The organism is Pseudomonas sp. MYb193, assembly GCF_002966775.1.
Lineage (GTDB): Bacteria > Pseudomonadota > Gammaproteobacteria > Pseudomonadales > Pseudomonadaceae > Aquipseudomonas > Aquipseudomonas paracarnis.
Map to the genome: position 1 here is coordinate 2,952,379 of NZ_CP023269.1, position 25,787 is coordinate 2,978,165.

At 59.5% G+C, this 25,787-nt stretch carries 20 protein-coding genes; 16 read left to right on the forward strand and 4 right to left on the reverse strand.

What is annotated here, in order from left to right; genetic code table 11:
- The first annotated feature begins 123 nt into the window (after positions 1-123).
- Positions 124-1,029, forward strand: a complete 906-nt coding sequence (locus tag CLM72_RS13490; RefSeq protein ID WP_105226782.1) for a LysR family transcriptional regulator — start codon at positions 124-126, stop codon at positions 1,027-1,029.
- Positions 1,030-1,341: 312 nt separating this feature from the next.
- On the opposite strand, the gene CLM72_RS13495 is transcribed toward CLM72_RS13490, so the two are convergent.
- Positions 1,342-2,256, reverse strand: a complete 915-nt coding sequence (locus tag CLM72_RS13495; RefSeq protein ID WP_034127379.1) for a LysR substrate-binding domain-containing protein — start codon at positions 2,254-2,256, stop codon at positions 1,342-1,344.
- A 268-nt stretch (positions 2,257-2,524) separates the two neighbouring features.
- Here CLM72_RS13495 and CLM72_RS13500 point away from each other — a divergent pair, with 268 nt between their 5' ends.
- From CLM72_RS13500 to pgm, 4 genes are all read left to right on the forward strand, one after another.
- The gene (locus CLM72_RS13500) at positions 2,525-3,547 is read left to right on the forward strand and encodes a zinc-dependent alcohol dehydrogenase family protein (protein WP_105226783.1); all 1,023 of its coding nucleotides are present in this window, start codon (positions 2,525-2,527) and stop codon (positions 3,545-3,547) included.
- Between the two features lie 704 nt (positions 3,548-4,251).
- Positions 4,252-5,676 carry a hypothetical protein gene (locus CLM72_RS13505; protein WP_177430933.1) on the forward strand — a complete coding sequence of 475 codons (1,425 nt, stop codon included), beginning with the start codon at positions 4,252-4,254 and terminating at the stop codon, positions 5,674-5,676.
- Between the two features lie 36 nt (positions 5,677-5,712).
- A complete protein-coding gene (locus CLM72_RS13510; RefSeq protein WP_105226784.1) occupies positions 5,713-7,116 on the forward strand; it encodes a PLP-dependent aminotransferase family protein in 1,404 nt (467 codons plus the stop codon).
- 103 nt (positions 7,117-7,219) lie between these two features.
- Entirely contained in the window at positions 7,220-8,863 is a 1,644-nt protein-coding gene (pgm, locus tag CLM72_RS13515) for a phosphoglucomutase (alpha-D-glucose-1,6-bisphosphate-dependent) (protein ID WP_105226785.1), read from the forward strand.
- A 72-nt stretch (positions 8,864-8,935) separates the two neighbouring features.
- Here pgm and CLM72_RS13520 read toward each other — a convergent pair whose 3' ends face one another.
- Positions 8,936-9,631: a pirin family protein gene (locus tag CLM72_RS13520; protein ID WP_105226786.1), complete on the reverse strand. Its 696-nt coding sequence runs from the start codon at positions 9,629-9,631 to the stop codon at positions 8,936-8,938.
- A gap of 217 nt (positions 9,632-9,848) precedes the next feature.
- Between CLM72_RS13520 and CLM72_RS13525 the strand changes: the two genes are divergently transcribed.
- Positions 9,849-12,311, forward strand: a complete 2,463-nt coding sequence (locus tag CLM72_RS13525) for a UvrD-helicase domain-containing protein (RefSeq protein WP_105226787.1) — start codon at positions 9,849-9,851, stop codon at positions 12,309-12,311.
- A 292-nt stretch (positions 12,312-12,603) separates the two neighbouring features.
- On the opposite strand, the gene CLM72_RS13530 is transcribed toward CLM72_RS13525, so the two are convergent.
- On the reverse strand, positions 12,604-12,876 hold the full coding sequence (locus tag CLM72_RS13530; protein WP_014718395.1) for a DUF1652 domain-containing protein: 273 nt from the start codon (positions 12,874-12,876) through the stop codon (positions 12,604-12,606).
- A 257-nt stretch (positions 12,877-13,133) separates the two neighbouring features.
- Here CLM72_RS13530 and CLM72_RS13535 point away from each other — a divergent pair, with 257 nt between their 5' ends.
- Genes CLM72_RS13535 through CLM72_RS13550 form a run of 4 tightly spaced genes read left to right on the forward strand, consistent with a single transcriptional unit; the run spans position 13,134 to position 16,906 of the window.
- The gene (locus CLM72_RS13535; protein ID WP_057977328.1) at positions 13,134-13,943 is read left to right on the forward strand and encodes an AraC family transcriptional regulator; all 810 of its coding nucleotides are present in this window, start codon (positions 13,134-13,136) and stop codon (positions 13,941-13,943) included.
- Positions 13,944-13,992: 49 nt separating this feature from the next.
- Positions 13,993-15,399 carry an FAD-binding oxidoreductase gene (locus CLM72_RS13540; RefSeq protein WP_105226788.1) on the forward strand — a complete coding sequence of 469 codons (1,407 nt, stop codon included), beginning with the start codon at positions 13,993-13,995 and terminating at the stop codon, positions 15,397-15,399.
- 26 nt (positions 15,400-15,425) lie between these two features.
- Positions 15,426-15,767 carry a cupin domain-containing protein gene (locus CLM72_RS13545; RefSeq protein WP_105226789.1) on the forward strand — a complete coding sequence of 114 codons (342 nt, stop codon included), beginning with the start codon at positions 15,426-15,428 and terminating at the stop codon, positions 15,765-15,767.
- 59 nt (positions 15,768-15,826) lie between these two features.
- Positions 15,827-16,906: a polyamine ABC transporter substrate-binding protein gene (locus CLM72_RS13550; RefSeq protein WP_105226790.1), complete on the forward strand. Its 1,080-nt coding sequence runs from the start codon at positions 15,827-15,829 to the stop codon at positions 16,904-16,906.
- Between the two features lie 34 nt (positions 16,907-16,940).
- Here the strand turns inward: CLM72_RS13550 and CLM72_RS13555 are convergent, their stop codons facing one another.
- Positions 16,941-17,726 (reverse strand): helix-turn-helix transcriptional regulator, encoded by a 786-nt coding sequence (locus CLM72_RS13555; protein WP_054898104.1) that lies wholly within the window; start codon positions 17,724-17,726, stop codon positions 16,941-16,943.
- A 199-nt stretch (positions 17,727-17,925) separates the two neighbouring features.
- Between CLM72_RS13555 and CLM72_RS13560 the strand changes: the two genes are divergently transcribed.
- The 6 genes from CLM72_RS13560 to CLM72_RS13585 all read left to right on the forward strand — a co-directional run bounded on the left by CLM72_RS13560 (position 17,926) and on the right by CLM72_RS13585 (position 25,785).
- Positions 17,926-19,290 carry an APC family permease gene (locus CLM72_RS13560; protein WP_034127698.1) on the forward strand — a complete coding sequence of 455 codons (1,365 nt, stop codon included), beginning with the start codon at positions 17,926-17,928 and terminating at the stop codon, positions 19,288-19,290.
- Positions 19,291-19,299: 9 nt separating this feature from the next.
- Positions 19,300-20,403, forward strand: a complete 1,104-nt coding sequence (locus CLM72_RS13565; RefSeq protein WP_105226791.1) for a P1 family peptidase — start codon at positions 19,300-19,302, stop codon at positions 20,401-20,403.
- A 369-nt stretch (positions 20,404-20,772) separates the two neighbouring features.
- A complete protein-coding gene (locus CLM72_RS13570; RefSeq protein ID WP_105226792.1) occupies positions 20,773-22,206 on the forward strand; it encodes a serralysin family metalloprotease in 1,434 nt (477 codons plus the stop codon).
- Positions 22,207-22,254: 48 nt separating this feature from the next.
- A complete protein-coding gene (locus tag CLM72_RS13575) occupies positions 22,255-22,623 on the forward strand; it encodes a protease inhibitor Inh/omp19 family protein (protein ID WP_105226793.1) in 369 nt (122 codons plus the stop codon).
- Between the two features lie 100 nt (positions 22,624-22,723).
- Complete coding sequence (locus CLM72_RS13580) at positions 22,724-24,475, forward strand: type I secretion system permease/ATPase (protein ID WP_034127694.1); 1,752 nt, start codon at positions 22,724-22,726, stop codon at positions 24,473-24,475.
- Positions 24,472-25,785, forward strand: a complete 1,314-nt coding sequence (locus CLM72_RS13585) for an HlyD family type I secretion periplasmic adaptor subunit (protein WP_034127693.1) — start codon at positions 24,472-24,474, stop codon at positions 25,783-25,785. Before CLM72_RS13580 ends, CLM72_RS13585 begins: the two co-directional genes overlap by 4 nt.
- Positions 25,786-25,787 lie beyond the last annotated feature (2 nt).

Here is a 25,787-nt window from a genome sequence, read left to right on the forward strand (position 1 = left end):
CCTCCTGCCAGTAGCCCGTGCGGCATTGCCGGGCCTTGCTGATAAGTTGACGCAACTTTAAATGTGCATTACTGATGTGTTAATACCATGAAATTTACTTAACTCTGTGAAAGCGGCTCACAAATGAAATCTCCATCTCCCGCCGATTTATCGATCTTTTTGAGCATCGCTCAGCATCTAAACCTGAGTAGAGCGGCGATAGATCTTGGCCTTACCCCCTCAGCATTGAGCCATTCGCTGCGAGTACTGGAAAGTCGTCTCGGCGTGCGCTTATTCAATCGAACGACTCGTAGCGTCGCCCTTACGGAGGCGGGGGAGCGGCTGTACATTCGTTTGCGGCCTGCGTTTCGAGATATCGATGATGCCCTTGAAGATCTCAATAGCTTTCGTGACAAGCCTTCTGGCAGTTTGCGCATCACCGCTGGACGCCAAGCTTGCGAATTGGTGCTGCTCCCAATTGTTAGCCCGTTTCTCCAGCAGTACCCGGATATCAGAGTAGAGATTGTCGAAAGTGATGCGTTTGTAGACGTAGTAGCTGGAGGGTTTGACGCTGGGGTGCGCTTCGGTAATCGTCTAGAAGCAGACATGGTTTCTCTGGCTATTGGACCCAATATGCGGTCAATTGTTGTGGGGGCACCTTCGCTTTTCGAACGCCATGCTGCGCCGCAAAAACCCGCGGATTTGCATCGTCTTCCCTGTATTCGCCATCGATTTCCCAGCGGCTCGATTTATCGCTGGGAATTCGAGCGGGGGGGAATCGCCCAGGAACTCGAAGTGAACGGCCCACTCACTCTGGGTGACGTCAGCCTTATGCTCGGACCAGCCATAGATGGGCTGGGGTTGGCTTATGTCTTTGAAGGCATGGTGACTGAATATTTAGCAGATGGGAGACTGAAACAAGTCTTAGCCGACTGGTGTCCATACTATCCAGGGTTGCACTTGTACTACCCTGGCCGGCGACATACTCCTGCTCCGCTAAAGGCATTTATTGAATTCACTCGCTCTACCCGCCAGATCAAAAATTTATAGCGTTATTATTTTCCAAAGACCTCTGTAGTTTGCGTTCCTGGACGCAATTGTCAGGATTTCAGAGGCGCCAGAAGCTCGCTTCAAGTCTACAAATTGAGGTGATCGGATAGCGCTCGACGGCGGTTTGGGAGCTGCAGCGTATGACTTTTTCGAGAAGTGGCTATTGGACTTCAGCCTGGGGGCATCCTTTTCAAACTATCCAAAGAATGCCTCTAGATGTGCCCCCAATGTAGCAATCGTCTGGAAGTGAATAGATCTCCATGGCCTATGAAAAGCCAGAAATGATCAGCCAAACAGCCTGCCTGACGACACCTAAAGACTCTCAGGATCGCCAAAAAACATCTGAATCCGCGACCTCAACCACCGTTCCCCCGGATCATTATCCTGTGACCCCCGCCACGCCATATGCAGCTCAAACGAGCGCACTGGCAACGGCGGGTCCTCGGCACGCAAACCACCCGCCGAGGTCAGCGCTTCCGCCGCATAATCCGGCACGGTGGCCAGAATGTCCGTACCCGCCAGCAACGTACCCAGGCCGTTGAATTGGGGCACCGCGAGCACAACGTGGCGCTTGCGGCCGAGTTTTTCCAGCTCTTCATCGATAAACCCGCTCAAGTCACCGGCAAAGGACACGAGCGCGTGGGGCCGTGAGCAGAAGTCGTCCAGGCTCAGCGAGCCCGGTACGCTGTCAGCGCGCAGCAGTTTGGGCAGGCTGCGGCGCAGTACCTTGCGTTTGGCGTTGGCGGGCAGGTCGGCGGTATAGCTGACGCCAATGGAAATTTCACCGGAGGCCAGCAGGCCGGGCATGAGGATGTAATTGACGCGGCGTACCACCAGCACAATGCCGGGGGCTTCGGAACGCAGGCGTTTGAGCAACTGTGGGAGCAAGGCGAACTCCACGTCGTCGGAAAGGCCAATGCGAAACACGGCGGTGCTGGTAGCCGGGTCGAATTCGGCGGCGCGGCTGACGGCGGTGGAGATCGAGTCCAGGGCCGGGGAGAGCAGGGCGAAGATTTCCACGGCGCGGGCCGAGGGTTCCATGCTGCGCCCGGTGCGCACGAACAGGGGGTCATCGAACAACCCGCGCAGGCGTGACAACGCCGCGCTGATGGCCGGCTGGCCGAGGAACAATTTCTCGGCGGCGCGGGTCACACTGCGCTCATGCATCAAGGTTTCGAATACGATCAAGAGGTTAAGGTCGACACGACGCAGGTCGTTACGGTTCATCTTGTGTCCTGGAAGAGTCAGCAGACTTGATGTGAGCGGTCATGTAGCAACCCCTGAGGTTCGATTCAGAGGGATGACCGGCATGAATCTTACGGGGAAAGGCTGGTACTCTGCACCGGCTAATTGATTTTTCCTACGATAGTTGAGGGGTGTTCCTCGCTCGCGGAATCAATGACAGGCATGTCGACTATTAATGGTGACCGGTGGTCTTACCCCCAAAGCCCAGATAAAGTTCATGGCATTAGAGGTTACTTTGACGAGGTTTGCGATGTCCCGCACGATCCGTTTTCACAAGTTTGGTCCGGCCGAGGTGCTCAAATGCGAAGAGCATGCGGCCGCGCAGCCCGCACCGGGCGAAGTGCAGGTGCGTGTCGACGCGATCGGCATCAGTTGGTACGACATTCTGTGGCGCCAGAACCTGGCGTCTTCCCATGCACGCCTGCCTTCTGGCCTGGGCCATGAGATGGCCGGGGTTGTGGTTGCCCTCGGCGACGGCGTGGATGACTTGGCGGTGGGCGATAAAGTGGCCAGTTTTCCGGCCGAGAGCCCCAATGATTACCCGGTGTATGGCGAGCAGATCGTCTTGCCCCGTTCGGCCCTGACCCGGTACCCGGATGTCTTGAGCCCGATTGAAGCCAGCGTGCATTACACGCCGTTGCTCATCGCGTACTTTGCCTACATGGACCTGGCGCGGGTCAAACCCGGTCAGTTTGCCCTGGTGACCGACGCCAGCCACTGTGCCGGCCCTTCGTTTGTGCAGCTGGGCAAGGCCCTGGGTGTGCGGGTGATTGCTGCCACCAAAGACAGTGCTGAGCGCGAATACCTGCTGTCTCTCGGGGCGGAAAAGGTCATCGTTACCGAAGAGCAGGACCTGCTGATGCAGATCAACAAGTTCACGGACAACCGTGGCGTTGACGTGGTGTTCGATGGCCTGGGTGGCCCGCAGATGTCGCTGCTCGGTGACGTCCTGGCGCCGCGTGGCAGCCTGGTGCTGTATGGCCTGCAAGGTGGCAACCAGACGCCATTTCCGGCCTGTGCGGCGTTCCAAAAGAACATTCAGTTCTTTGTGCACTGTATCGGCAACTTCACCGGCAAGCCGGAGCTGGGCATTATCCAGGACCAGGTGGCGTTGCAGCGTGCATTGCGTGATATCAACCAGCTGACCGCCGACGGTGTGCTTGTCCCACTGAAAACCACGGTATTTCCGTTCAGTCAGTTCGTCGAAGCGCACCGATACATGGATGAATGCCCTTGCCGCGAACGGGTGGCGTTGCAGGTTGAAGCTGTTTGAGCTGTAGGAGTATTCGCAAATGAATACTCCGGTGCCTGAGCTGATGAGGCAAATGCGCCATTTGACAGGGCTTAACCCGCACCGGGGTTGAGCCGCCGCACGGGCGCTGCGCCCCGTAAACAATACCGTTATTGCCCTACGCCGCCCTGAAACCCAGTGCGGCGCTGTTGTGTGGGCGTCATTTAAGTTGGGTTGGCAGGCCATCTGAACTGCTTTTCGACGCTGTTCTGTATCTGTTAATCATTGTTTGAGTGCCGATAATTGAGCCTTCTTTCTCATCTCAAGGATTGAGCCATGATTGAATGCCGGGCATTAACATCTCGCGCTTGCGGAACTAACGGTGGTCTGATTTTTTTTCGAAAAGTACAAAGTGTGCACCCTGTCGTTTTGCAAGAAGCCAGGATGAGTGGATGATTAATATTTGTCGGATGCTTCTCTAATTGCTTAGTTAAAGCAGTGTAGGACGTTGTCAGAGCCTTCCTAGGGCTGACGGTCTTGGGCGCTGTAAGGCGCGCAGCTACGCGATTCTGTCCTGGGATAGTCATCGACTGTTCTTTTGGTTGCACCTGCACTTTTGTTGCAGAGTGCTAATGTTGAATCCATGTCGTGCTGCGCAACGGATGACAAGCCTACAAGTGTAATAGGTCGAGCGCTCCTGTGTGGTAGTTGCTCGAAACTAATATTTCAACTCAGGTAGTAGAACGATGAGCACTATTCACGAACAAGCCATGAGCTATGTTTACCAGCAAGTTTTGCAACGTTTAGTGGGGCACTTTACCCGTGCTGAACGTACGGTGCTTCAATTGCTGATCCAGCGAATTGTGGTGGCCGCCGGTGGCATGGAGCAAGTGGGGAATTACAAAGTACTGATCGGGCACGGTGGCGGCGCAGTCAGCAGCTACACCTTGGCGATGCTGCGCGCTGCGCAACTGACCATTGCTGGGCGAGCACCCAAGACTTTTCATTTGCGCGTGGCCACGTTGCGGCACGCGGGTATGACTCAGGCCACGCTCGATTCGCTGCACCACGGCTACGGCGCGCTATTTTTCCACGATGACCCACGGGTGGAACTGTTGATGGTGGAAAACCAGGAAGTGCTGCCCTTCAATCATCAACGGCCTGCGGCCAGTGCCGGGCGTGAAGTGAGCCGGCGCAACAAGCTGATGATCGGGCACCTGACGTCCGGCGACATTCGCGCCACCCTGTGCAACGACACTTTTTTGGCCCTCGGCGATTTCTACCAGCGGGTCGCCACCTGGAGCGGCGGTGTGCATGCTCTGGTCAGCGGCGACTCGGTGCGCAAGCAAAGCCAATATATCGCGTGGCTGAAAAAAAGCGCCTTGGCAACCGGCCTGACATTCGCACCCGGTAACCCGTCGTCGCTCAATGCATGGTTTGCTCGCATGGAGGAATGGAGTGTCGGTTGCTACCGCCACCTGTATGGCGAGCACTACGCAGGCGCTGAGAGTCCTGGCCGGGGCGGGCACCGTCATGTGGCGTATATCGGCATTGCCGACCTGCTTGACGACGTGGACGTTGCCCACGCGCCCCTGCTCACTCAATTCCTCGCCCACAAGCGGGACCCATTCGAGTTCCACTTCAGCCATCCTGCTTACCCCAACCCTTTGCTCATGGCGCATTTGCATGGGTTGCAGGCCCAGTGCCTGCGCGAACTCTCCTACGAACATGGCGTCGAAGGGTTCCTGCGTCAGGCGGCGGACTACCTGCATCGAAGACAGGTGCCTGTTGCGTTGATCACCGAAGCGTGTGCTCTGCAGGGCCAGCTATTGTCTACAGCTTGTGCTCAGGCGTTCTCTGGCCTGGACGAAAGCCAATTGACCTGCCTGGTGTTCGCGCCCTTCGTCCAGCATGGCGAACGTCTGGAGGGTTACTTGCGTCAATGCCATCCCGGCATGCTGGTAGCGCTCCCCGAGCTCCATAAGGCCCTGCAGGGCAAGCCCGTCGCGGACATGCTGCACCAGTGGCTGACGGATATCAGCGGGTTGTCGCTGCCGTTGTTGCAGCATCTGTACCGCAAATGCCCGTTGCCGGGCAAACGCAGTGCGCGTGTATGCCAGCCTCGTTTCACGCGGTCCAAGTCTCGTATCCCTCAAGTGTCGGGACGCTAGTCGCGTGTACTCGCCTATGCAAGCGGGTGATCAGCGATGAACCTGAGGGGAGAGCGACAGGCAGACTTCGCCTATCAGGCGGTGTATCGCTACATGATCAACCTGATCAATGAAGTCAGCCGGGAAGCACCGGTCAAGCTACCGTCCCTGCGCCAGTTGGCGACGCGGTTGAACGTGTCAATCTCGACGATTCAGTACGCTTACTCGCTGTTGGAAAAAGAAGGGCGAGTGTATTCGGTGGCCAAGTCCGGCTACTTCGCCTGGCCCGTGGCCGCAACCATGCCCATCATGGCGGGTACGGACTTGCTCGAGCGCTTGTATACAGCGGCCCGGCGCCCGGCGATGGTTGTGCTCAGCAATGATGAACCGGCGCTGTTGGGGTCCCTCGATGGCGCGTTGCTGGCGCTGGAGCGCCAACTGGTGCGCCGGTATCCCCATCATCTGCAACCGTCGCAACCTTGTGGCGTGTGGGAGTTGCGTGCTGCATTGGCAGCCCGTTATACCGCGTCGCCCACCCATTGTTGGCAAGCTGATGAGGTGTATATCGGTGCCGACCTTCAGGGCGTCCTGGAAATCCTCGTTGACGCCCTGGACCTTAAAGGCACGGTGGTGGTAGTTGAATCGCCGTGCGATTACCTGGTCCTGCGCCTGCTACAGGCCGCTGGCGTGCGGGTCATTGAATGGCCCTGGCGTGCCGACGGCCGCCCGGACTTGACCACATTGGAGCACCTGCTGCGTCATGAACCAGTGCACCTCGTGCTGCTCTCATCCGTAGTCAGCATGCCCTCGGGTAACGCCATGACCGACCCCGAGCGGCTGCACGTAGCGCGTCTGCTCGACCAGCACGGCTGCTGGTTGCTGGAGAACGATACCTTTGGTGACCTGAGCTTTGCGCCGCCCGGATCGGCCTTGCGCAGCCTGGTCAACCCAGAGCGGCTGATCGTGTTTTCTTCGTTCGAAAAGGTTTTGGGCCCGGAAGCGCCCTTTGGTTACCTGCTGGCGCGGCAGATGAGCAATGAATTGCAGCGCCAGTTCTTGCTGCGTTCGTTTCGACTGTCCGCCATTCGTCAACGCGCCATTGCGCGGCTGTACGAAAGCGGTCGGTTCGACCAGCACCTGCACACGCTGCGCCAGCGCCTCCATGAGCAGGCGCACGCCATGAGTCACCGCTTGGATGCGCGTATGCAAGGGTGTGTGCATTACCGCATGCCTGTGGCCGGGGCGAGTTTCTGGTTGCAGTCGACGGCGCCGGTGGATATGCGCCTGGTGTTTCAGCGCATGCTCGCCCAGCAGGTGGTGATTGCTCCAGGCGAACTGTTCAGCCTCAGTGGTTTGCATCACCAGCATATGCGCTTGAGCCATACCTTCAGCGGCCATCCCAACCTGGACATCGCCCTGGATACGCTGGCGCAGACGCTCCTGCAGGCGCAGACTGATTAATGCGTGAAATTTCTCTTCAGGCCGTCGGATCGATACCGTCGCGCAGTAGTCCAAGTCTCAGTAAACTGTCATTTTTCCGAATCCTTCTTTTCGAGGTTTATGCATGACTATCAGTCCTTTTGCGGGCAAGCCGGCACCAGCCCAGTTGCTGGTGGATATCCCGCGACTGGTCACGGCCTATTACACCGGCCAGCCTGATGCAGCGATCTCCACTCAGCGTGTGGCTTTTGGTACCTCCGGGCACCGTGGCAGTTCGTTCGAACTGAGTTTCAACGAGTGGCACGTTCTGGCTATCAGCCAGGCGATCTGCCTGTACCGCGAAGCACAGGGCATCACCGGGCCATTGTTTGTCGGCCTGGATACCCATGCATTGTCGACGCCAGCCGGTGCCAGCGCCTTGGAAGTACTGGCGGCCAACGGCGTGCACGTGATGCTGGCCGAGGGCGACGAGTACACGCCGACGCCGGCGATTTCCCACGCCATCATCTGCTATAACCGTGGCCGTACCAGCGGTCTGGCGGACGGTATTGTGATTACACCGTCCCACAACCCGCCGCAAAGTGGCGGCTACAAGTACAACCCGCCTAACGGTGGCCCAGCCGATACTCACGTCACCAAGTGGATCGAAGCCAAGGCCAACGAACTGCTCGCCAACAAGCTGGCCGGGGTCAAGCGCATCACTCACGCCCAGGCGCTCAAGGCCGACACCACCCATCGCCATGACTACCTCAACAGCTATGTGGCCGACCTGATCAATGTGATCGACATGGGCGCGATCCGCAGCGCCGACCTGCGCTTGGGCGTGGACCCGCTGGGCGGAGCAGGGGTGCGCTACTGGTCGGCGATTGCCGAGCACTACCGCTTGAACCTGGAGGTGGTGAATACCGAGGTCGACGCCACCTTTCGCTTCATGAGCGTCGACTGGGACGGCCAGATTCGCATGGACCCGTCCTCCAGCTATGCCATGCAAAGCCTGATCGGTCTCAAGGAGCGTTTCGACGTTGCCTTCGCCTGCGACCCGGACCACGACCGCCACGGCATCGTCACGCCTTCCGGTGGTTTGCTGGCGCCCAACAACTACCTGGCGGTGTCCGTCGACTATCTGTTCCAGAACCGCCCGGACTGGCGTGCCGATGCGGCCGTGGGCAAGACCGTGGTCAGCAGCGGCCTGATCGACCGCGTCGCGGCGCGCATCGGCCGTCGCCTGTACGAAGTGCCAGTGGGCTTCAAATGGTTTGCCGATGGCTTGTTTGAAGGTTCGTTGGGGTTTGGCGGCGAAGAAAGCGCCGGTGCCTCGTTCCTGCGCAAGGACGGCAGCGTGTGGAGCACCGACAAGGACGGCCTGATCCCGGCCTTGCTGGCCGCAGAAATGACCTCGCGCAAAGGCCAGGACCCAAGCCAGATCTACCGTGGCTTGACCGATGCCCTGGGTGAGCCGTTCGCCATTCGCGTCGATGCCAAGGCCACTCCCGCGCAAAAAGCTCTGCTTGGCAAACTGTCACCGGAGCAGGTCACGTCCACGCAATTGGCCGGTGAGAGCATTCAACAGATCCTCAGCCATGCGCCGGGCAACAACCAGGCGATTGGCGGTTTGAAAGTCATGACCGAAAACGGCTGGTTTGCCGCACGCCCCTCGGGCACTGAGGACATCTACAAGATCTACGCCGAGAGCTTCATTGGCGAAGAACACCTCAAGCAACTGGTGGAAGAGGCGCAGGTGTTGGTTGACGGTGCAATCAGCCAATAACTGACACTCATGCGGTAGAGGTGTGGGAGGGGGCTTGCTCCCTCCCACATTAGATAGCAACAAGAGTTGAGATCAGGCCAGGTCCACCAGCACGATTTCGCTGTCTTCAATCGCCGTCACGCGCAATACCTGTTCATCCTCTACCGCCACACCGTCTCGCGCCTGTGCCCGCACACCATTGACGTCAATCACGCCCGTGGCTGGCACCAGGTACGCCCGGCGGCCGCTGTCCAGCCGGTACTCCGCGCTTTCTCCAGCTTTCAGGTTAGCTGCCACCAAGCGTGCATCCGCACGAATCCGCAAGCTTTCAGTGTCGCCAGCCTTGCCGCTGGCCAGCGTCACAAAGCCCTCGCGGTTGCCTTGCGGAAACGGTTTGGCACCCCAGGACGGTGGCAAGCCGGCTTCATTGGGAATGATCCAGATCTGAAAGATCTTGGTTGGCGTGGCCTCCAGGTTGTATTCGCTGTGGGCAATGCCGGTGCCCGCGCTCATTACCTGCACATCGCCGGCTTCGGTGCGGCCTTTATTGCCCAGATTGTCGGCATGGCTGATCGCCCCTTCGCGCACGTAGGTGATGATTTCCATGTCGCGGTGTGAGTGCTGGGGAAAGCCGCTGCCGGGGGCGATGATGTCGTCGTTCCACACCCGCAGGTTGCCCCAGTGCATGCGCTGGGGGTCGTGGTATTCGGCAAAGGAAAAATGGTGATGAGCGTCAAGCCAGCCATGGTGGGCGCCGCCCAGGCTGGTGAAAGGTCGAAGTTCAAGCATGATCGTCTCCTGTTGATGGCCCCATCATCCAGCAGCGCATGATCGATAAAAAGCGTAAAAACTGCCGGTTAATTATCCATTTATTCGATGGTTAACCCTGGTGTTCACTTTCACTTCATCGCCTAACTGCATGACAGCAAAGCAATTGGCTGGAACTGAGCGGCGTTTCCGGCGACCATGGCGCCTTGGTCAAAACAAGCTCACCGCAGGAGTCCGCGTGTCGCAACAACAGCCTGATCTGCCCCCCGAACTGCGCCCCTTGGCTGAAATGCCGCTGCTGAAACGGCTGGCCGCGCGCCTGTTCGGCCATGGCCTTACCCGTTTGCGCGCGCAGCACAGGTTTTCCTGGTTACATGGCCAGGCCGACGGTTTTCGCAGTGGGCATGAGGCGGGGGTTGAATACGGTTACCGCGAGGGCAAGGCCGATGGCATCGAGGAGGGCCGGCAAGTCCTGCTGATTCGAGACTTTCGCCCTGATGAGCACCGCGCACCAGGTATAGATGACAGCCTGTTCGACGACTGGCGATTGCCACTCACCGCAGAGGTGAAGAAGCGCATGAAGGCCGATGTCGCGCGCCTGCTGCCAGCCCATGCGCAGCCAAGCGTGGCGCAATGGAAGATGATCTTCAGCGACACCCCCTCGACCTCAGTGATTGCGGGTGCCGGCGCCGGCAAGTCGACGTCCTTGGTGCTGCGCATCCTGCTGCTCAGCCATTACCTGGGCTTTGAACTGAGTTCCATGACGGTGGTGACGTTCACCCGCGAGTCGCGCAAGGACTTCATCAACAAACTCATGGAAATTCTCAGCTTGTGGGGCCAACCTCTTGGCAGCAAGGAGGCCCAGGCGGTGGTGCGCACCTTTCACTCGCGCATCCTGCCCATGGTGCGCAGCCTGCCGGGCTTTGAACGGCTGCAGGCCTTTGAGAACCTCAGCGGTGGTTTTGAAGACGCCGACAGCAACGCCTTCGACCTGCGTATCAGTGACGCCCAGCGGCAGCAGATGAACGCTTGTTATCACCGCTTGTATGGTCGCCATCAGCGTTTTCGCGAGTTAATTGCACCCTTGGCCCGCCATGGCCTTCAGCTCAAGGAATTGGAACGCGATCATCCGGACGTGCAAAAGCGCATGGCCGTGACTGAATTGGCCGCCAAGCGCGATGAAGAACTCTGTGATGTGATTGAAGACCTGTGGTTTCGCGCCGGTGCCTGGCCGATCAAGGGCATCGAACCCAGCCGTCAGACCTTTGAAATCAACGGCGCGCAATTTCATTGCCATGGCTACATCGCGGAGCTGGATGCCTGGGTGGTGCTGGGGTTCGATGGGCGCGAAAACCCTCAGATCAGTCGGCCGAACTCGAAACTCTCGGTGCGCGCTGAATGGGCAGTGAAGCGCACTCTGTTTCAAGCTTTCTGTAATAAGCCTTTGATATGGCTGGATAATTACGAATCTTCAAGGCGTCTTTTGAGCAGCCTGGGTGGCGATGCCACGGCCGGGCCGGGCTTTGATTACAAGGTCAAAGGTGAACTCGCTTCAGCCCCCCTGTTGGACAGTTTTGTCATGGCGGCCGGGTTTATCGAGAACCTCGGTTTGGATGTGCCTACGGCGGTTGGCCAGATGAGCTTCGCCAAGGACGACCCGGACCGGCTGTTTTTCGAGGCCCTGAGCATTTTCTGGAAGGCGCTGGAAGATCACCTGCTGGAACAATCGCCGCCGATCATGACCTACAACCGGATGTTTTCCCTGTTTGGTGAAAACACCCCTGAGAACCTCAAGCTGCTGAGTGATCCGTTGTTGCGGCCGATGTCGCACCTGATGATCGACGAATTCCAGGACGTATCGCCGCAGATCGTGTCCTGGATCCGCGCCAGCCTGCGGGAAATTCGCAGCCGTGGGCCGGCCATGCACGTCGGGCGCGGTGCGCAACGCTCATCGTTGCTGTGCGTGGGGGACGACTGGCAATCCATCTACGGCTGGCGTGGCAGTTCGCCCAAGTACTTCATGGAGTTTAACAAGGAGTTCGTTTCGCCCAGCACCACCCGCGTGATGCTGGGGGAGAACTACCGTAGCCACCAGCACATCATCGACGCTGCCGAACATATCGTCCGTAGCGCGCCGGCCATCCCGGGCAAAAAGGCCAGGGCCAGTGGCGAGCCCAAGGCGCTGGTGCCCGTCACGGTGTTGGAACGTGACGACGCGGCACTGGCGCAGCGGTTGCTGGAGCATTATCAGCGGGGCGATTCGATCCTGATGCTTTATCGAAAAGGTAGCGATAAGTTATTGATTAATGAGCATATTCAGTCTGTCGTTAATGTGGATTCTAGCTTGGCGCCTCAGGCGCGCAGGTTGAAACAGCTGACGTATCACAGTGCCAAGGGGCTGCAGGCGGACGCGGTGTTTTTGCTGGGGGATTGTCAGCATGTCACCAGCTCGCCGTACAAGAACCAGGTATATCGCATGGCGGGCTTGGGTAAGGATGGCGATAGCGAGCCTTATGACAATGCGCAGAGAGACGAAGTGTTGCGCCTGGCCTATGTGGGGATTACCCGGGCGGTCAGCCATTGTTATTGGTATGTGGAAAAGCCGGAAGGCCAGGGTGTGAATGTGCCCAGGGCGTCTGAGCGAGTGGATGGCAGAAAAGCTTTTTTTGATGATCAGCGTGCAGTGAAGGGGGCTGGCTGACCTTCGATGAAGGCCCGACGCCGAGGCGTCTCTACCTGACAACACGGGGTCGAAAATGTGGGAGCTGGCTTGCCTGCGATGGCGGCCTGACAGCCGACACAGTTATACCAAGTACATCTCCGTTCCTGCGGTAACGGCTACTTAGGGGGCCGCCCTTACGGCGGCCCACGAATTCAAGCCTGCGTTCGGCGAGCGTGGTTTGACGGGGCGCCTGAGATCAAGATCAGGATAAGGATCAAGAGCGACTCACTTCGCATCGTGGTAACCGTCAGAGCGGGCCATTAGCCCCGCCTCACGCCCGCAACGAAACCGGCGGCACGAAACTCTCCAATTCATCCTCCACTGCCTCGATGATGCGCTCCACATCAGCCGCGTTCATCACCGTAGCGCACGGGATCCCCGCGATGGCGATCAATGTCTCGCCGCTGGCCCGGTCGAACAGGCGGGCGATCATGCTGCCGGGGGCGTCCATGCTGCCCTCGAAGCCCATCGGGTGAAAATGCCAGCGCATCAGCTGGCAGGCGTTGGGAAATGTCACTTTGTTCATGTTGCCCACCTTGTTCATTGAGCGCTTCCTTTAGCTCGCGGCAGGGGCCAGGACCTTCACTGGTCATGACAGCTAAGGGCTTAAAAATAGCATTCGTTCGCAACTGCAAGGTGACTTTTTTCGGCCCGTTCGGCGGTTCTTTCGCCTGGTTTTGATATAGATCATGTCCTACAAAGGAATAGGCAAAAGGCCATTAGTCAGACACTCGATCTGACCATTGAAGGCAAGGGTAAACTTCGGCATTCTCAAAAATTTTCCCCGCCGTAGAGCCCGATATGTCCGACATCGCTCCAGACGATGAGTGTCACAATTCCCACGCTACCGGCGCGCTGGTGCTGCGCCATCACCTGTGCTGGCGACATCGCGATCTGGACGGGGTGATGGCTTACTACCACCCCGAGATCCTGTACCACGATTTCTTCCAGAACCGTGTGGTGGGCTATGCCGAGTTGCGCGAGTACTTGCAGGCCAGCATGCCTCGTGAGGCGGATGAGGCGATTGAACACACTGATCGCATCCGCGCCGATGGCGATACCGCGTTTATCCAGTACCGCATTACCTTGCGTGGCGGCCAGGGCCTGGTGTCGTTTCGTACCAGTGAGGCCATTACGGTGCGCGACGGGTTGATCTGGCGGGTGAATGAATATGCATCTCTGGTGCACGAGCAACCGACCCAGGCGCTGCGTCCCACGGTCAGCCGCCTGGGCTTGTCGCCCCAGCAATTGGGCTATATGGCCAATGATCTACAACAATATTTCGAGCGTCAGCAGCCGTACCTGGACCCGGAGCTGGACCTGCAGCGGGTCGCCAAGGCCTGCGGCTACAGTCGCAATCAGATGTCCTACCTGCTGAACCAGGTGCTGGGGCAGAGCTTCTATCGCTACGTCAATCAGGCGCGACTCCAGCATGTACTGGCCGCGCTGGACCACGCCACCGCGCCGGTCAAAGTCGATGAGTTGGCCTTTGCCGCCGGTTTCAATTCACTCTCGGCGTTCTACAGCGCTTTTCGCCAGCACACCGGGCAATCGCCCAAGGCGTACCTCAAACAAATTTCTGTGCGTGCACGCGCGCAAGACAGCCCCTGACGCTGCACTCTAGGATCGGCCCTATCGAACCGAGGTAGGGGAACCTGGCATGCCGGCATGGCGCAGTATCAGTTTATGGATGGACCAGTTGGACGAGCCGCTGGTCGCGCGCCCGTCGCTGGAGCACGACCTGGACGTCAATGTGGCGATTATCGGCGCCGGCTATACCGGCCTGTGGACCGCCTATTACCTGAAGCGCCAGGCCCCTGAGCTGAAAATTGCAGTCATCGAGGCACAAACGGCCGGTTTCGGCGCATCCGGTCGCAATGGTGGCTGGTTGATGGGCAACCTCTTGGGGGAAGACCGCTTGCTGGCTGAGCTTGCCCCCCAGCAGCGTCGCGCTTCGTTTGACCTCTTGCATGGCATTCCTGATGAAGTGGCACAGGTGCTGGTTCGCGAAGGCATTGACTGCGACTACCGCAAAGGCGGCGCCTTGTATTGCGCCGCACGCTACCCCGAGCAGGAAGGCAGCCTGCGCCGCTATCTGGACAAGCTGTACGCCCAGGGCCTCACCGAAGACGACTACCGCTGGCTCAGCCCGCAGCAATTGGCCGAGCAGGTCCGCATTGCCAAGCCTTATGGCGGCATCTATGCCCCCCACGTCGCGACGATCAACCCGGCGAAGCTGGTGCGTGGCCTGGCGCGGGCGGTTGAAAGCCTGGGCGTGACCATTTACGAAAACAGCCCCGTGACCCATTGGCAGTCCGGCAGCCTGCGCACTGCCAAGGCCTGCGTGCGCGCCGCCTGGGTGGTGCCTGCTGTCGAGGGTTACGCCAATACCTTGCCGCCGTTGGGCCGCTACCAGTTACCGGTGCAGAGCTTGATTGTCGCCACCGAACCGCTGCCGGCCAGCACCTGGGAGGGCATCGGGCTCAGCCAGGGCCAGGCCTTTGGCGAGAGCAGCCGACAAGTCACCTACGGCCAGCGTACGGCCGACAATCGCCTGGTGTTCGGCGCCCGTGGTGGCTATCAATTTGCCGGCAAGTTACGGCACAACTTCGACCTGACGGACAGCGAAGTAGAGTTGCGTCGCTACCTGTTTGGTGAACTCTTCCCACAGCTGAAAAAGGCCAGGATTACCCACTCCTGGGGCGGCAACCTGGGCATGTCGCGCCGTTTTCGTCCGCACATGCTCTGTGACCACGCCACTGGCATCGCACTGTCCGGCGGTTATGGCGGGGAGGGGGTGGGCGCCACCAACCTCGGCGGCCGTACCCTGGCCGACTTGATCCTGGGCCGCGACACTCCGTTGACCCGACAACCCTGGGTGATTCGCGAAGGCGGACTCCAGGCGCTCAAGGCCTGGGAGCCCGAGCCGTGCCGCTGGCTGGGTTACAACGCGATCATTCGCAGTTTTGTCCATGAAGACCAGGTGTTGGCCAACCCCAACACTCCGCCCTGGCGCCGCAAGCTGGCAACCGGCGTTGCCGGTTTCATGGAAGGCTTCATGCACTGACTCGTTCCACCCACAGGGGAAAACCCATGAGCATCACGCAATTCAAAGACACGCTGAACACCGCTCTGCCAGATTCATCACCGGTGGCGGTGCCCCTGAGCGAGCCCATCGCCGTGGCCTCGACACTGAGCGTGGAGCGCAACGACGGGGTCGAGACCGGCATCTGGGCGTGCACCCCGGGGCGCTGGCGTCGGCAGATTAAATCCCAGGAGTTTTGCCATTTCATCCAAGGGCGCTGCACCTTCACGCCCGACAACGGGGAAACCCTGTACATACAAGCCGGTGACGCACTGATGTTGCCAGCCAATAGCACCGGTATCTGGGATATCCAGGAAACTGTGCGCAAGACCTACGTCCTGATTCTGTAACGCTTTGATCCTTGATCGCCTGCCATAAAAACACCCTAAAACCGCCAGGAAATCGAACCATGAAAGCCATTGCCCTGTTGCCCTTGATGTTGCTGGCTACTATCAGCCAGGCTGCCGAGACCGTGAAGATCTATAACTGGTCGGACTACATCGCACCGGACACCACCAGGAATTTCCAGAAAGACACCGGCATCGGTTTCACCTATGACCTGTACGACAGCAACGAAACCCTCGATGGCAAGCTGATGACCGGTAAATCGGGTTACGACGTGGTGTTTCCTTCCAACCATTTCATGGCGCGGCAGATCCAGGGCGGCGCCCTTAAAAAGCTCGACAAGAGCCAGTTGCCCAACTGGAAAAATCTCAACCCGGTGCTACTCAAGGCCGTGGAAAACAATGACCCTGGCAATGCTCACGGCTTTCCGTACCTGTGGGGCAGCACCGGCATTGGCTACAACATCGACAAGGTCAAGGCGGTACTCGGTGACAACGCCCCGGTGGACTCCTGGGACTTGATCTTCAAGCCGGAAAACATGGCCAAGCTGCAAAAGTGCGGGGTCGCCATCCTCGACAACGGCCCCGAACTGCTGCCAGCCGCGCTGAATTACCTGGGGTTGCCGCACCACAGCAAAAAAGCCGAGGACTACAAGAAGGCCGAAGCCCTGCTGATGCAAGTGCGGCCTTACGTGGCGTATTTTCATTCCTCGAAATACACCGCCGACCTGGCCAATGGCGATATCTGTGTAGCCGTCGGTTTTTCCGGCGACATCCTGCAGGCCGAAAGCCGCGCCAAGGAAGCCAGGAACGGCGTGAATATCGGCTACAACATTCCCAAGGAATGCGCGGCGATCTGGTTCGACATGGTCGCCATGCCCGCCGACGCGCCGGATGAGAAAGCCGGCTATGCCTTCATGAACTATCTGCTGCGCCCCGACGTGATGGCGAGTGTCACCAACTACGTGCACTACGCTAACGGCAACGCGGCGGCCGACAGCCTGGTAGACCCGGCGATCAAGGCCGACACCAAGGTGTATCCGAGCCCGGAGATGATGGGCAAGCTGTTTGCACTGCAAGCCATGCCGTTGAATATCGACCGGGTGCGTACTCGGGTATGGAATACCATACGGACGGGGCGTTGACAGGCGCCAACCACGCTTTCAGCCCGAATGATGTTCATGGGTTCTCCAGGTCATGCCCCAATGACTGGATGAATAATGAAAACAACTCGGGCTGCGACGAAATGTCCAGCTTGGCGTACAAATGCCTGCGGTGCACTTTTACGGTGTCCGGCGAGATCTTCAAGCGTTCGGCCATGGCCTTGGAGGAGAACCCACGCAACACCAGCCGGGCGATTTCCAGCTCGCGGTCCGACAGCACACCGCTGCCGAAATGACTCAGGGCATCGCGAATCTGGCTGTCCATGGCCGGTGCCCGCTGGGTGCTTTGCTGCCAATGCTGGTGCATGAGTGGCAACACCCACGCCGACAGCGTGGTCAACAGCCCGGTTTCTTCGAAGCTGAAGCGCCGCTGCATGCCCAGCGACAGCGACAGCGTGCCCACGCCGGGCAGTTGCAGGATCACTTGCACTTCGTCTTCCAGCACATTGTCGTGGAAGTAATTGAGGAAGTACTCACTCTGGCGAAAATGGTCCGGCGCCACTTCCTCCAGGCGGTATACGCCGCTGGCATAGTTTTCGCGGCAGGCCTGGTAAAACGGGTCGAGCAGGTACAGGCCGTTGAGGTACACCAGCATCGACGCCGGCTTGCTGCTGGGCTGGGCGTCGTACTCCTCCAGGGCCTGGGGCGGGCCATCCAGCGGGTAGAAAATCGCCAGGGCATTATCGAAGGGCAGGCACTGGTGCAATAACAGCACCAGTTGCTTCCAGAACCGCTCGGTGCCGATCTGTGACAGGGTGCGGCCCAACCCCGCGTGCATACCGATTTCCCGGAACAGGCTCATCTCAACATCCCCACCCTCAAATGATCGGCCAAGGGTTAGGCTTCTGCAGGGCACCGTCAAGGGGAGTACGCCAATAGGGGAATTGGCCGGCAGCCCCACCAGCCGATAACGTCGACACTGTCCAACGGGAAGCATATCCCGAGGAACAATCATTTTTCGTTCCTGCCTCACACCAAAAACAACGACAGAGGATAACGATATGAGTGCCACCCCCGCGCCCGATGGCGTGCTCAAGCCTACCCTGAGCGTCTTTGATGTCGTGGCTATTACCGTTTCAGCGGTAACGCCGGCCAGTTCCGTCTTCGTGATCGCCCCGTTTGCCATCCAGCAGGCGGGCAGTGGCGTGTTCCTGGCGTTTGTGATGGCGGCGTTGCTCGCGTTGATGTTCGCCTTCTGTTACGCCGAACTCGGCCGCGCCCATAACAGTGCCGGCGGCGAGTATGTGTATGCCAAGCGCGTGTTTGGCGGCATGGCCGGTTACGCCACCTTCCTGACGGTGCTGGTGATGTTGCTGTTTATCCCGCCGGTATTGGCGACCGGTGCGGCGACTTACCTGAATAACGCCCTGGGCACGACATTCGATTCGCAAACCGTCGCCCTGGTGATCGTGGTGTGCAGCTACGCCCTGGGCATCCTCAACATTAAGCTCAACGCCTGGATCACCGGCACCTGCCTGCTATTGGAAGTGGCGGCGTTGCTGGTGATTGTGGTGATCGGCTTCGGTAACCCGGTGCAACCGGCCAGTGTGTTGTTGCAGCCGCAGATCGTCGAAAACGGCGTGTTGCACCTGGCGCCCTGGGCCTTGGTGATCGGCGCCGTCGGCATCGGCCTGTTCTCGTTCAACGGCTACGGCCCGGCGGTGTTGCTGGCCGAAGACATGAAGTGCGGCGGCAAGGGCGTGCACAAGGCGGTGCTATGGTCGTTGGGGTTGGTGGTGGTCATCGAGTTGGTGCCGATCACTGCGCTGTTGATCGGCGCGCCGTCCCTGAGCGCAATGATCAGCAGCCCCGACCCGATCGGCTATCTGTTGACCAGTCATGGCAATGAAACCTTGTCGCGGCTGGTGAGTGCCGGGATTTTCCTGTCGGTGTTCAACGCCATCGTTGCTATCGTGATCCAGATTGGCCGGGTGGTGTTCAGCAGCGGTCGCGATGCGCTGTGGACGCCGAGCATCAACAAGCTGTTCACACGTATCCACCCGCGCTGGGACTCGCCGTGGCTGGCAACACTGTTCCTGGCGATACCCTCGGCGCTGTTGAGTTTCAGCTCGAACCTGGCCGACCTGACCTCGTTCAGCGTGTTGCTGATCATGCTGGTGTACCTGGTAGTGGCGCTGAGCGCGCTGATGAGCCGGGTGCTGCTGCGTGATCGCGAGCATCCCTATCGCATGCCGTTATGGCCGCTGCCGGCATTGCTGGCGGTACTGGGTGCCGGTTACCTGCTAGTGACCTTGATCCTGGAGGCCTCGGTACGCGACATCATGATCATCATCGGCTTGCTGGCCCTGTCGGTGATTTTGTATTGCATCAGTGGCCGGTTGAGTCCGGCGTTTCAGAAACTGTAAGGAGTGGGTATGCGTGCACGTCAATTGGGCATTACGTTGGGGTTGGGCATGCCCGGCGAATTGAATGCCATCACCGATGTTCCCGGGGTTCGCGTCGGTCACTCGACGATCAAGGCCTGTGCCGACGGTAAGCAGGTGCGCACTGGCGTCACGCTGATCCAGCCGCGGGCCGGGGAGGCCCGGCATCAACCGTGTTTTGCCGGCTATCACGTGCTCAACGGCAATGGCGACGCCACGGGCCTTGAGTGGATCAGCGAGGCGGGGCTGTTGACCACGCCGATGGCCATTACCAACACCCACAGTATCGGAGTGGTGCGCGACAGCCTGATCGCCCTGGAGCGCGAGCGCCTGGCGGACCCTGCGGTGTACTGGTGCATGCCGGTGGTCATGGAAACCTACGATGGCCTGCTCAACGATATCTGGGGCCAGCACGTGCGCCCAGAGCATGTGCGCCAGGCTCTGGACCAGGCTGAAAGCGGCCCGGTGCAGGAAGGCGCGGTGGGCGGTGGTACCGGCATGATTTGCCACGAGCTCAAGGGCGGCATCGGCACGGCGTCACGGCGGTTGCCAGCAGAGCAGGGCGGCTGGACCGTCGGCGTACTGGTGCAGGCCAACCATGGCAAGCGCCAGGAGCTGCGGGTCGATGGTTACCCGGTGGGCCGTCACTTGATGGGCATTGCCTCGCCCTTTGCCGAGCGAGGCACCCCTGGCATGGGCTCCATCGTGGTGATCATCGCCACGGACGCACCGTTGCTGCCCCACCAATGCCAGCGCCTGGCTCAGCGCGCGTCCATCGGCATCGCGCGTACCGGTGGCGGCACCGAGGATTCCAGCGGCGACCTGTTCCTGGCGTTTGCCACCGGTAACCGTGATTTGCCGCCAGCCGACTATGGGCGCAAGGACCTGCCCCTCAGCACCGGGTTGCAGATGGTCAACAACGACCATATTTCGCCGCTGTTCAGCGCGGCGGCAGAGGCGGTGGAGGAGGCGATCATCAACGCCATTCTGGCAGGTGAAGACATGACCACCCAAGACGGCGTCGAGGTGCCGGGCCTGGCTGGTGATACCCTCTTGGCAGCCCTGCAACAGTGTGGCTGGAGTATGTCCCGGTAATGGGGGGCAGCGCACTTTAATAGTGCGAATAGTGGCTCTTTAATGTTGCTAATGACACCGTGACAATATATTGGATCCATTAATTAAGTGGGCCGTTCGCTTAGAGCGGCTTTACTTGTATTTAATATTTAAATAGTGCGCTGTGCCGATTCGGCCACGCAAACGCAACGGCCCCCAATAAACACTGCGCTCGACTTCCGCAACTTGAACCTGCGTCACAATTGCGCGATGGAAATAGATGTAGACGAAAGATTTCAAGTTGTGTCAGTTTTCTTACGCCTTCAAAAGAGGTGAGTGATAGGACTATCCTCGCCCGCGAGGTTCCTATCGAACAAAGACTGATGCACTTGCAAACAAGGAAGTACGTTTATGTCAAAAGTAAAAGACAAAGCTATTGTATCTGCCGCGCAAGCCAGCACTGCTTACTCGCAAATCGATAGCTTCAGCCATTTGTATGACCGTGGCGGTAACCTCACGGTCAATGGCAAACCGTCCTACACCGTGGACCAGGCAGCGACCCAGCTGCTGCGGGATGGTGCTGCGTACCGGGACTTTGATGGCAACGGCAAGATCGATCTGACCTACACCTTCCTCACCTCGGCTACCCAGAGCACCATGAACAAACATGGCATCTCGGGGTTCAGCCAATTCAACACCCAGCAGAAAGCACAGGCCGCGCTGGCCATGCAATCCTGGGCGGATGTTGCCAACGTGACCTTTACCGAAAAGGCTTCCGGCGGTGACGGCCACATGACCTTCGGCAACTACAGCAGCGGCCAGGACGGCGCCGCGGCCTTCGCTTACCTGCCCGGTACCGGTGCAGGCTACGACGGCACTTCGTGGTACCTGACCAACAACAGCTACACGCCGAACAAGACCCCGGACCTGAACAACTATGGCCGGCAGACCCTGACCCACGAAATCGGCCACACCCTGGGCCTGGCTCATCCTGGCGACTACAACGCCGGGAACGGCAACCCGACCTATAACGACGCAACCTATGGACAGGACACGCGTGGCTATAGCCTCATGAGTTACTGGAGCGAGAGCAACACCAACCAGAACTTCAGCAAGGGCGGCGTCGAGGCTTACGCTTCCGGCCCGCTGATCGACGACATTGCGGCGATCCAGAAGCTCTACGGTGCCAACTTCAACACCCGCGCCACGGACACCACCTACGGGTTCAACTCCAACACCGGGCGTGATTTCCTCAGCGCCACTTCCAATGCCGACAAGCTGGTGTTTTCGGTATGGGACGGTGGCGGCAACGACACCCTGGACTTCTCCGGTTTCACCCAGAACCAGAAGATCAACCTCACGGCCACCTCGTTCTCTGATGTGGGCGGCCTGGTGGGCAACGTGTCCATCGCCAAGGGCGTCACCATCGAAAACGCGTTCGGCGGTTCGGGTAACGACCTGATCATTGGTAACCAAGCCGCCAACACCATCAAGGGCGGGGCCGGCAACGACCTCATCTACGGCGGCGGCGGTGCGGACCAGCTGTGGGGCGGCGCTGGCAGCGATACTTTCGTGTACGGTGCCAGTTCCGACTCCAAGCCAGGGGCTGCGGACAAGATCTTCGACTTCACCTCCGGTTCGGACAAGATCGACCTGTCCGGTATCACCAAGGGTGCGGGCGTGACCTTCGTCAACGCATTTACCGGGCATGCCGGCGATGCTGTACTGACCTATGCCTCAGGTACCAACCTGGGCACCTTGGCGGTGGACTTCTCCGGGCACGGCGTGGCGGATTTCCTCGTCACCACCGTTGGCCAGGCGGCTGCCAGTGACATCGTAGCCTGATGTAAAGCGCGCGGCGCTTCGGCGCCGCGCTCCAGGCTGGAGTTGGATATGCCACGTTTTTCCCATTTGATCGCCTGTGTTGTGCAGGTGTTGTTCGTGTCGGCAGGAGCCCACGCAATGGCTAGCAGTCTTGTATTACCCACCTCCGCGCAGCTTGCCGGGCAGTGGGAGCTGAAGCAGCAGGATCAGGTGTGCGCGCTCAAGTTAGTGGAGCAAGCCAACGCCCTGGAGGGCGATATTGCCTGTGCCGAGCAATGGCTGGGCGACAAGCCGCAGACATGGTCACCCACGCCGGATGGTATCTGGCTGTTTAACGCTGAAGGCTCGGGGATCACGCATTTGAATCGCCAGAAAGAGGGCGACTATCAAGCCCGCACTAAAACTGGCGAAGTTGTAACGCTGCAACGCAAGCCTTAATTAAAAGTTATAAGCATATAACTCGATTTATTAGATGGCCGTACCCTACTCGGTAGGGGTGACCCTTTTGCGTAATTCGCTGCAAGGAAAAACAATTAATATGGCGAAGTCCCATGGGGTGGCGCCCTTATTCAGGGCGCTGGGTGAATACAAGAGTATTTTGATCAGCGTTGGCTGTTTCACGGCATTGATTAACCTATTAATGCTGGTGCCCTCGATTTACATGCTGCAAGTGTATGACCGTGTGTTGTCCTCCCAGAATGAAACCACGCTGGTGATGTTGACGCTGATGGTCGTGGGCTTCTTTGCATTTATCGGCCTGCTGGAAGTGGTGCGCAGCTTTATCGTGATCCGCATTGGCAGCCAGTTGGAGCGACGTTTCAACTTGCGCGTGTACAAGGCCGCCTTCGAGCGCAACTTGCAGCGTGGCCAGGGGCATGCCGGGCAATCCTTGGGCGACCTGACCGCTCTGCGCCAATTCATCACGGGGCCGGCGCTGTTCGCGTTTTTCGATGCGCCGTGGTTCCCCATCTACCTGTTCGTGATTTTCCTGTTCAACGTGTGGCTCGGCGTGCTGGCCACGGCGGGCGCGGTGCTGTTGATTGGCCTGGCGTGCCTGAATGAATACCTGACCAAAAAGCCGCTGGGCGAGGCCAGCGGTTTTTCGCAGCAGTCGACCCAACTGGCCACCAGCCATTTGCACAACGCCGAAACCATCCAGGCCATGGGTATGCTTGGTGCGCTGCGCCAACGCTGGTTTGGCGTGCATTCGCAGTTCCTGGGTTTGCAGAACAAGGCTAGCGACACCGGTTCGATCATCACCTCGTTGAGCAAATCCCTGCGCCTGTGCCTGCAATCCTTGGTGCTGGGCCTGGGCGCCTACCTGGTGATCAAGGGCGACATGACCGCCGGGATGATGATCGCAGGCTCCATCTTGATGGGCCGCGTACTCAGCCCCATCGACCAACTGATTGCAGTGTGGAAGCAATGGAGCTCGGCCAAGCTGGCCTACCAGCGCCTCGACGAACTGCTGCGCGAATTCCCGCCGGAGGTCGAGCACATGGCCTTGCCGGCGCCCCACGGCCAGGTCAGTTTCGAGCAGGTCAGCGCCGGCCCGCCGGGGCGACGCATGGCGACCCTGCATCAGGTCAGCTTCAACCTGGCCGCTGGTGAAGTGCTGGGCGTGCTGGGCGCGTCGGGCTCCGGCAAGTCCACCCTGGCTCGCGTGCTGGTGGGCGTATGGCCGACCCTGGCCGGCACCGTGCGCCTGGACGGCGCGGATATTCACCGCTGGAACCGCGACGACCTCGGCCCGCATATCGGCTATTTGCCCCAGGACATCGAGCTGTTCAGCGGCAGCATCGCCGACAACATCGCGCGCTTTCGCGAGGCCGACCCGGAGCTGGTGGTCAAGGCCGCACAACAGGCCGGTGTGCATGAATTGATCCTGCGCCTGCCCCAAGGCTACGACACCGTGCTGGGCGACAACGGCGGTGGCTTGTCCGGCGGCCAGAAACAACGGGTCGCCCTGGCTCGCGCCCTGTACGGCGGGCCGCGGCTGATCGTGCTGGACGAACCCAACTCCAACCTCGACACCGTCGGCGAAGCCGCATTGGCCAGCGCCATCATGCAGATGAAAGCCCAGGGCAGCAGCGTGGTGCTGGTCACCCATCGTTCCTCGGCATTGGCCCAGGCCGACAAATTGCTGGTGCTCGGCGAAGGCCAACTGCAAGCGTTCGGGCCCAGCCAAGAAGTGCTGCGCGCGTTGTCCGGGCAGCAGGAAGCGCCGAAAGAAAAAACCGGTGTCAGTTTCAGTCGTCAGTACCAGGCCGGAAGGAATCCAGGCGCATGAGCAGCCTTACCGTTGAACCTCAAATTAAAGAACGCGATGCCGGCTTTTTCGTAAAAATGGGCTGGGTGATGACCATTGTCGGTGCCGGCGGGTTTTTCCTCTGGGCCAGCCTTGCACCCTTGGACCAGGGCATCCCGGTACAAGGCACCGTGGTGGTGTCGGGCAAGCGCAAGGCGGTACAAACCTTCAGCCCCGGCGTGGTCAGCCGCATCCTGGTAAAAGAGGGCGAACTGGTCAAGCAAGGCCAGCCGCTGTTCCGCCTTGACCAGACCCAGAACCAGGCCGATGTGCAATCGCTGCAAGCCCAGTACCGCATGGCCTGGGCCAGCGTGGCGCGCTGGCAGAGCGAGCGTGACAACCTGCCCGGTATTACCTTTCCTGCTGAGCTGAGCGCCAATCCCGATTCGGCCCTGATGCTGGTGCTGGAAGGTCAGCGCCAGTTGTTCAGCAGCCGTCGCGACGCGTTTGCCCGTGAACAAGCCGGGATCCGCGCCAGCATCGAAGGCGCCACGTCACAGTTGAGCGGCATGCGCCGTGCCCGCAGTGACTTGACCGCCCAGGCCCAATCCCTGCGCGCGCAACTGAGCAATCTGCAACCTTTGGCCGACAACGGCTATATCCCGCGCAACCGGCTGATGGACTATCAGCGCCAGTTGTCCCAGGTGCAGCAGGACCTGGCGCAAAACGCCGGGGAAAGCGGCCGGATAGAGCAGGGCATTGTCGAGTCGCGGCTCAAATTGCAGCAGCACAGCGAGGAGTATCAGAAGGAAGTGCGCAGCCAACTGGCCGACGCGCAACTGCGCGCCCTGACCCTTGAGCAACAACTGACTTCCGCCGGCTTCAACCTGCAACACAGCGAAATCAACGCGCCGGCCGATGGCATCGCGGTCAACCTCAGCGTGCATACCGAAGGCGCCGTGGTGCGTGCCGGTGAAACCCTGCTGGAGATCGTGCCCCAGGGCACACGTCTGGAAGTGGAAGGGCATTTGCCCGTGCACCTGGTGGACAAGGTCGGCACACACTTGCCGGTCGACATCCTCTTCACCGCCTTCAACCAAAGCCGCACGCCACGGGTGCCGGGTGAAGTCAGCCTGATCTCCGCGGACCAGATGCTCGACGAAAAAACCGGTGCGCCGTATTACGTGCTGCGCACCAGCGTCAGCGAAGCGGCCATGGAAAAACTCAACGGCCTGGTGATCAAGCCCGGCATGCCCGCCGAGATGTTCGTGCGCACTGGCGAGCGTTCCTTGCTCAATTACCTGTTCAAGCCGCTGCTGGACCGCGCCGGCTCCGCGTTGACCGAGGAATGAGC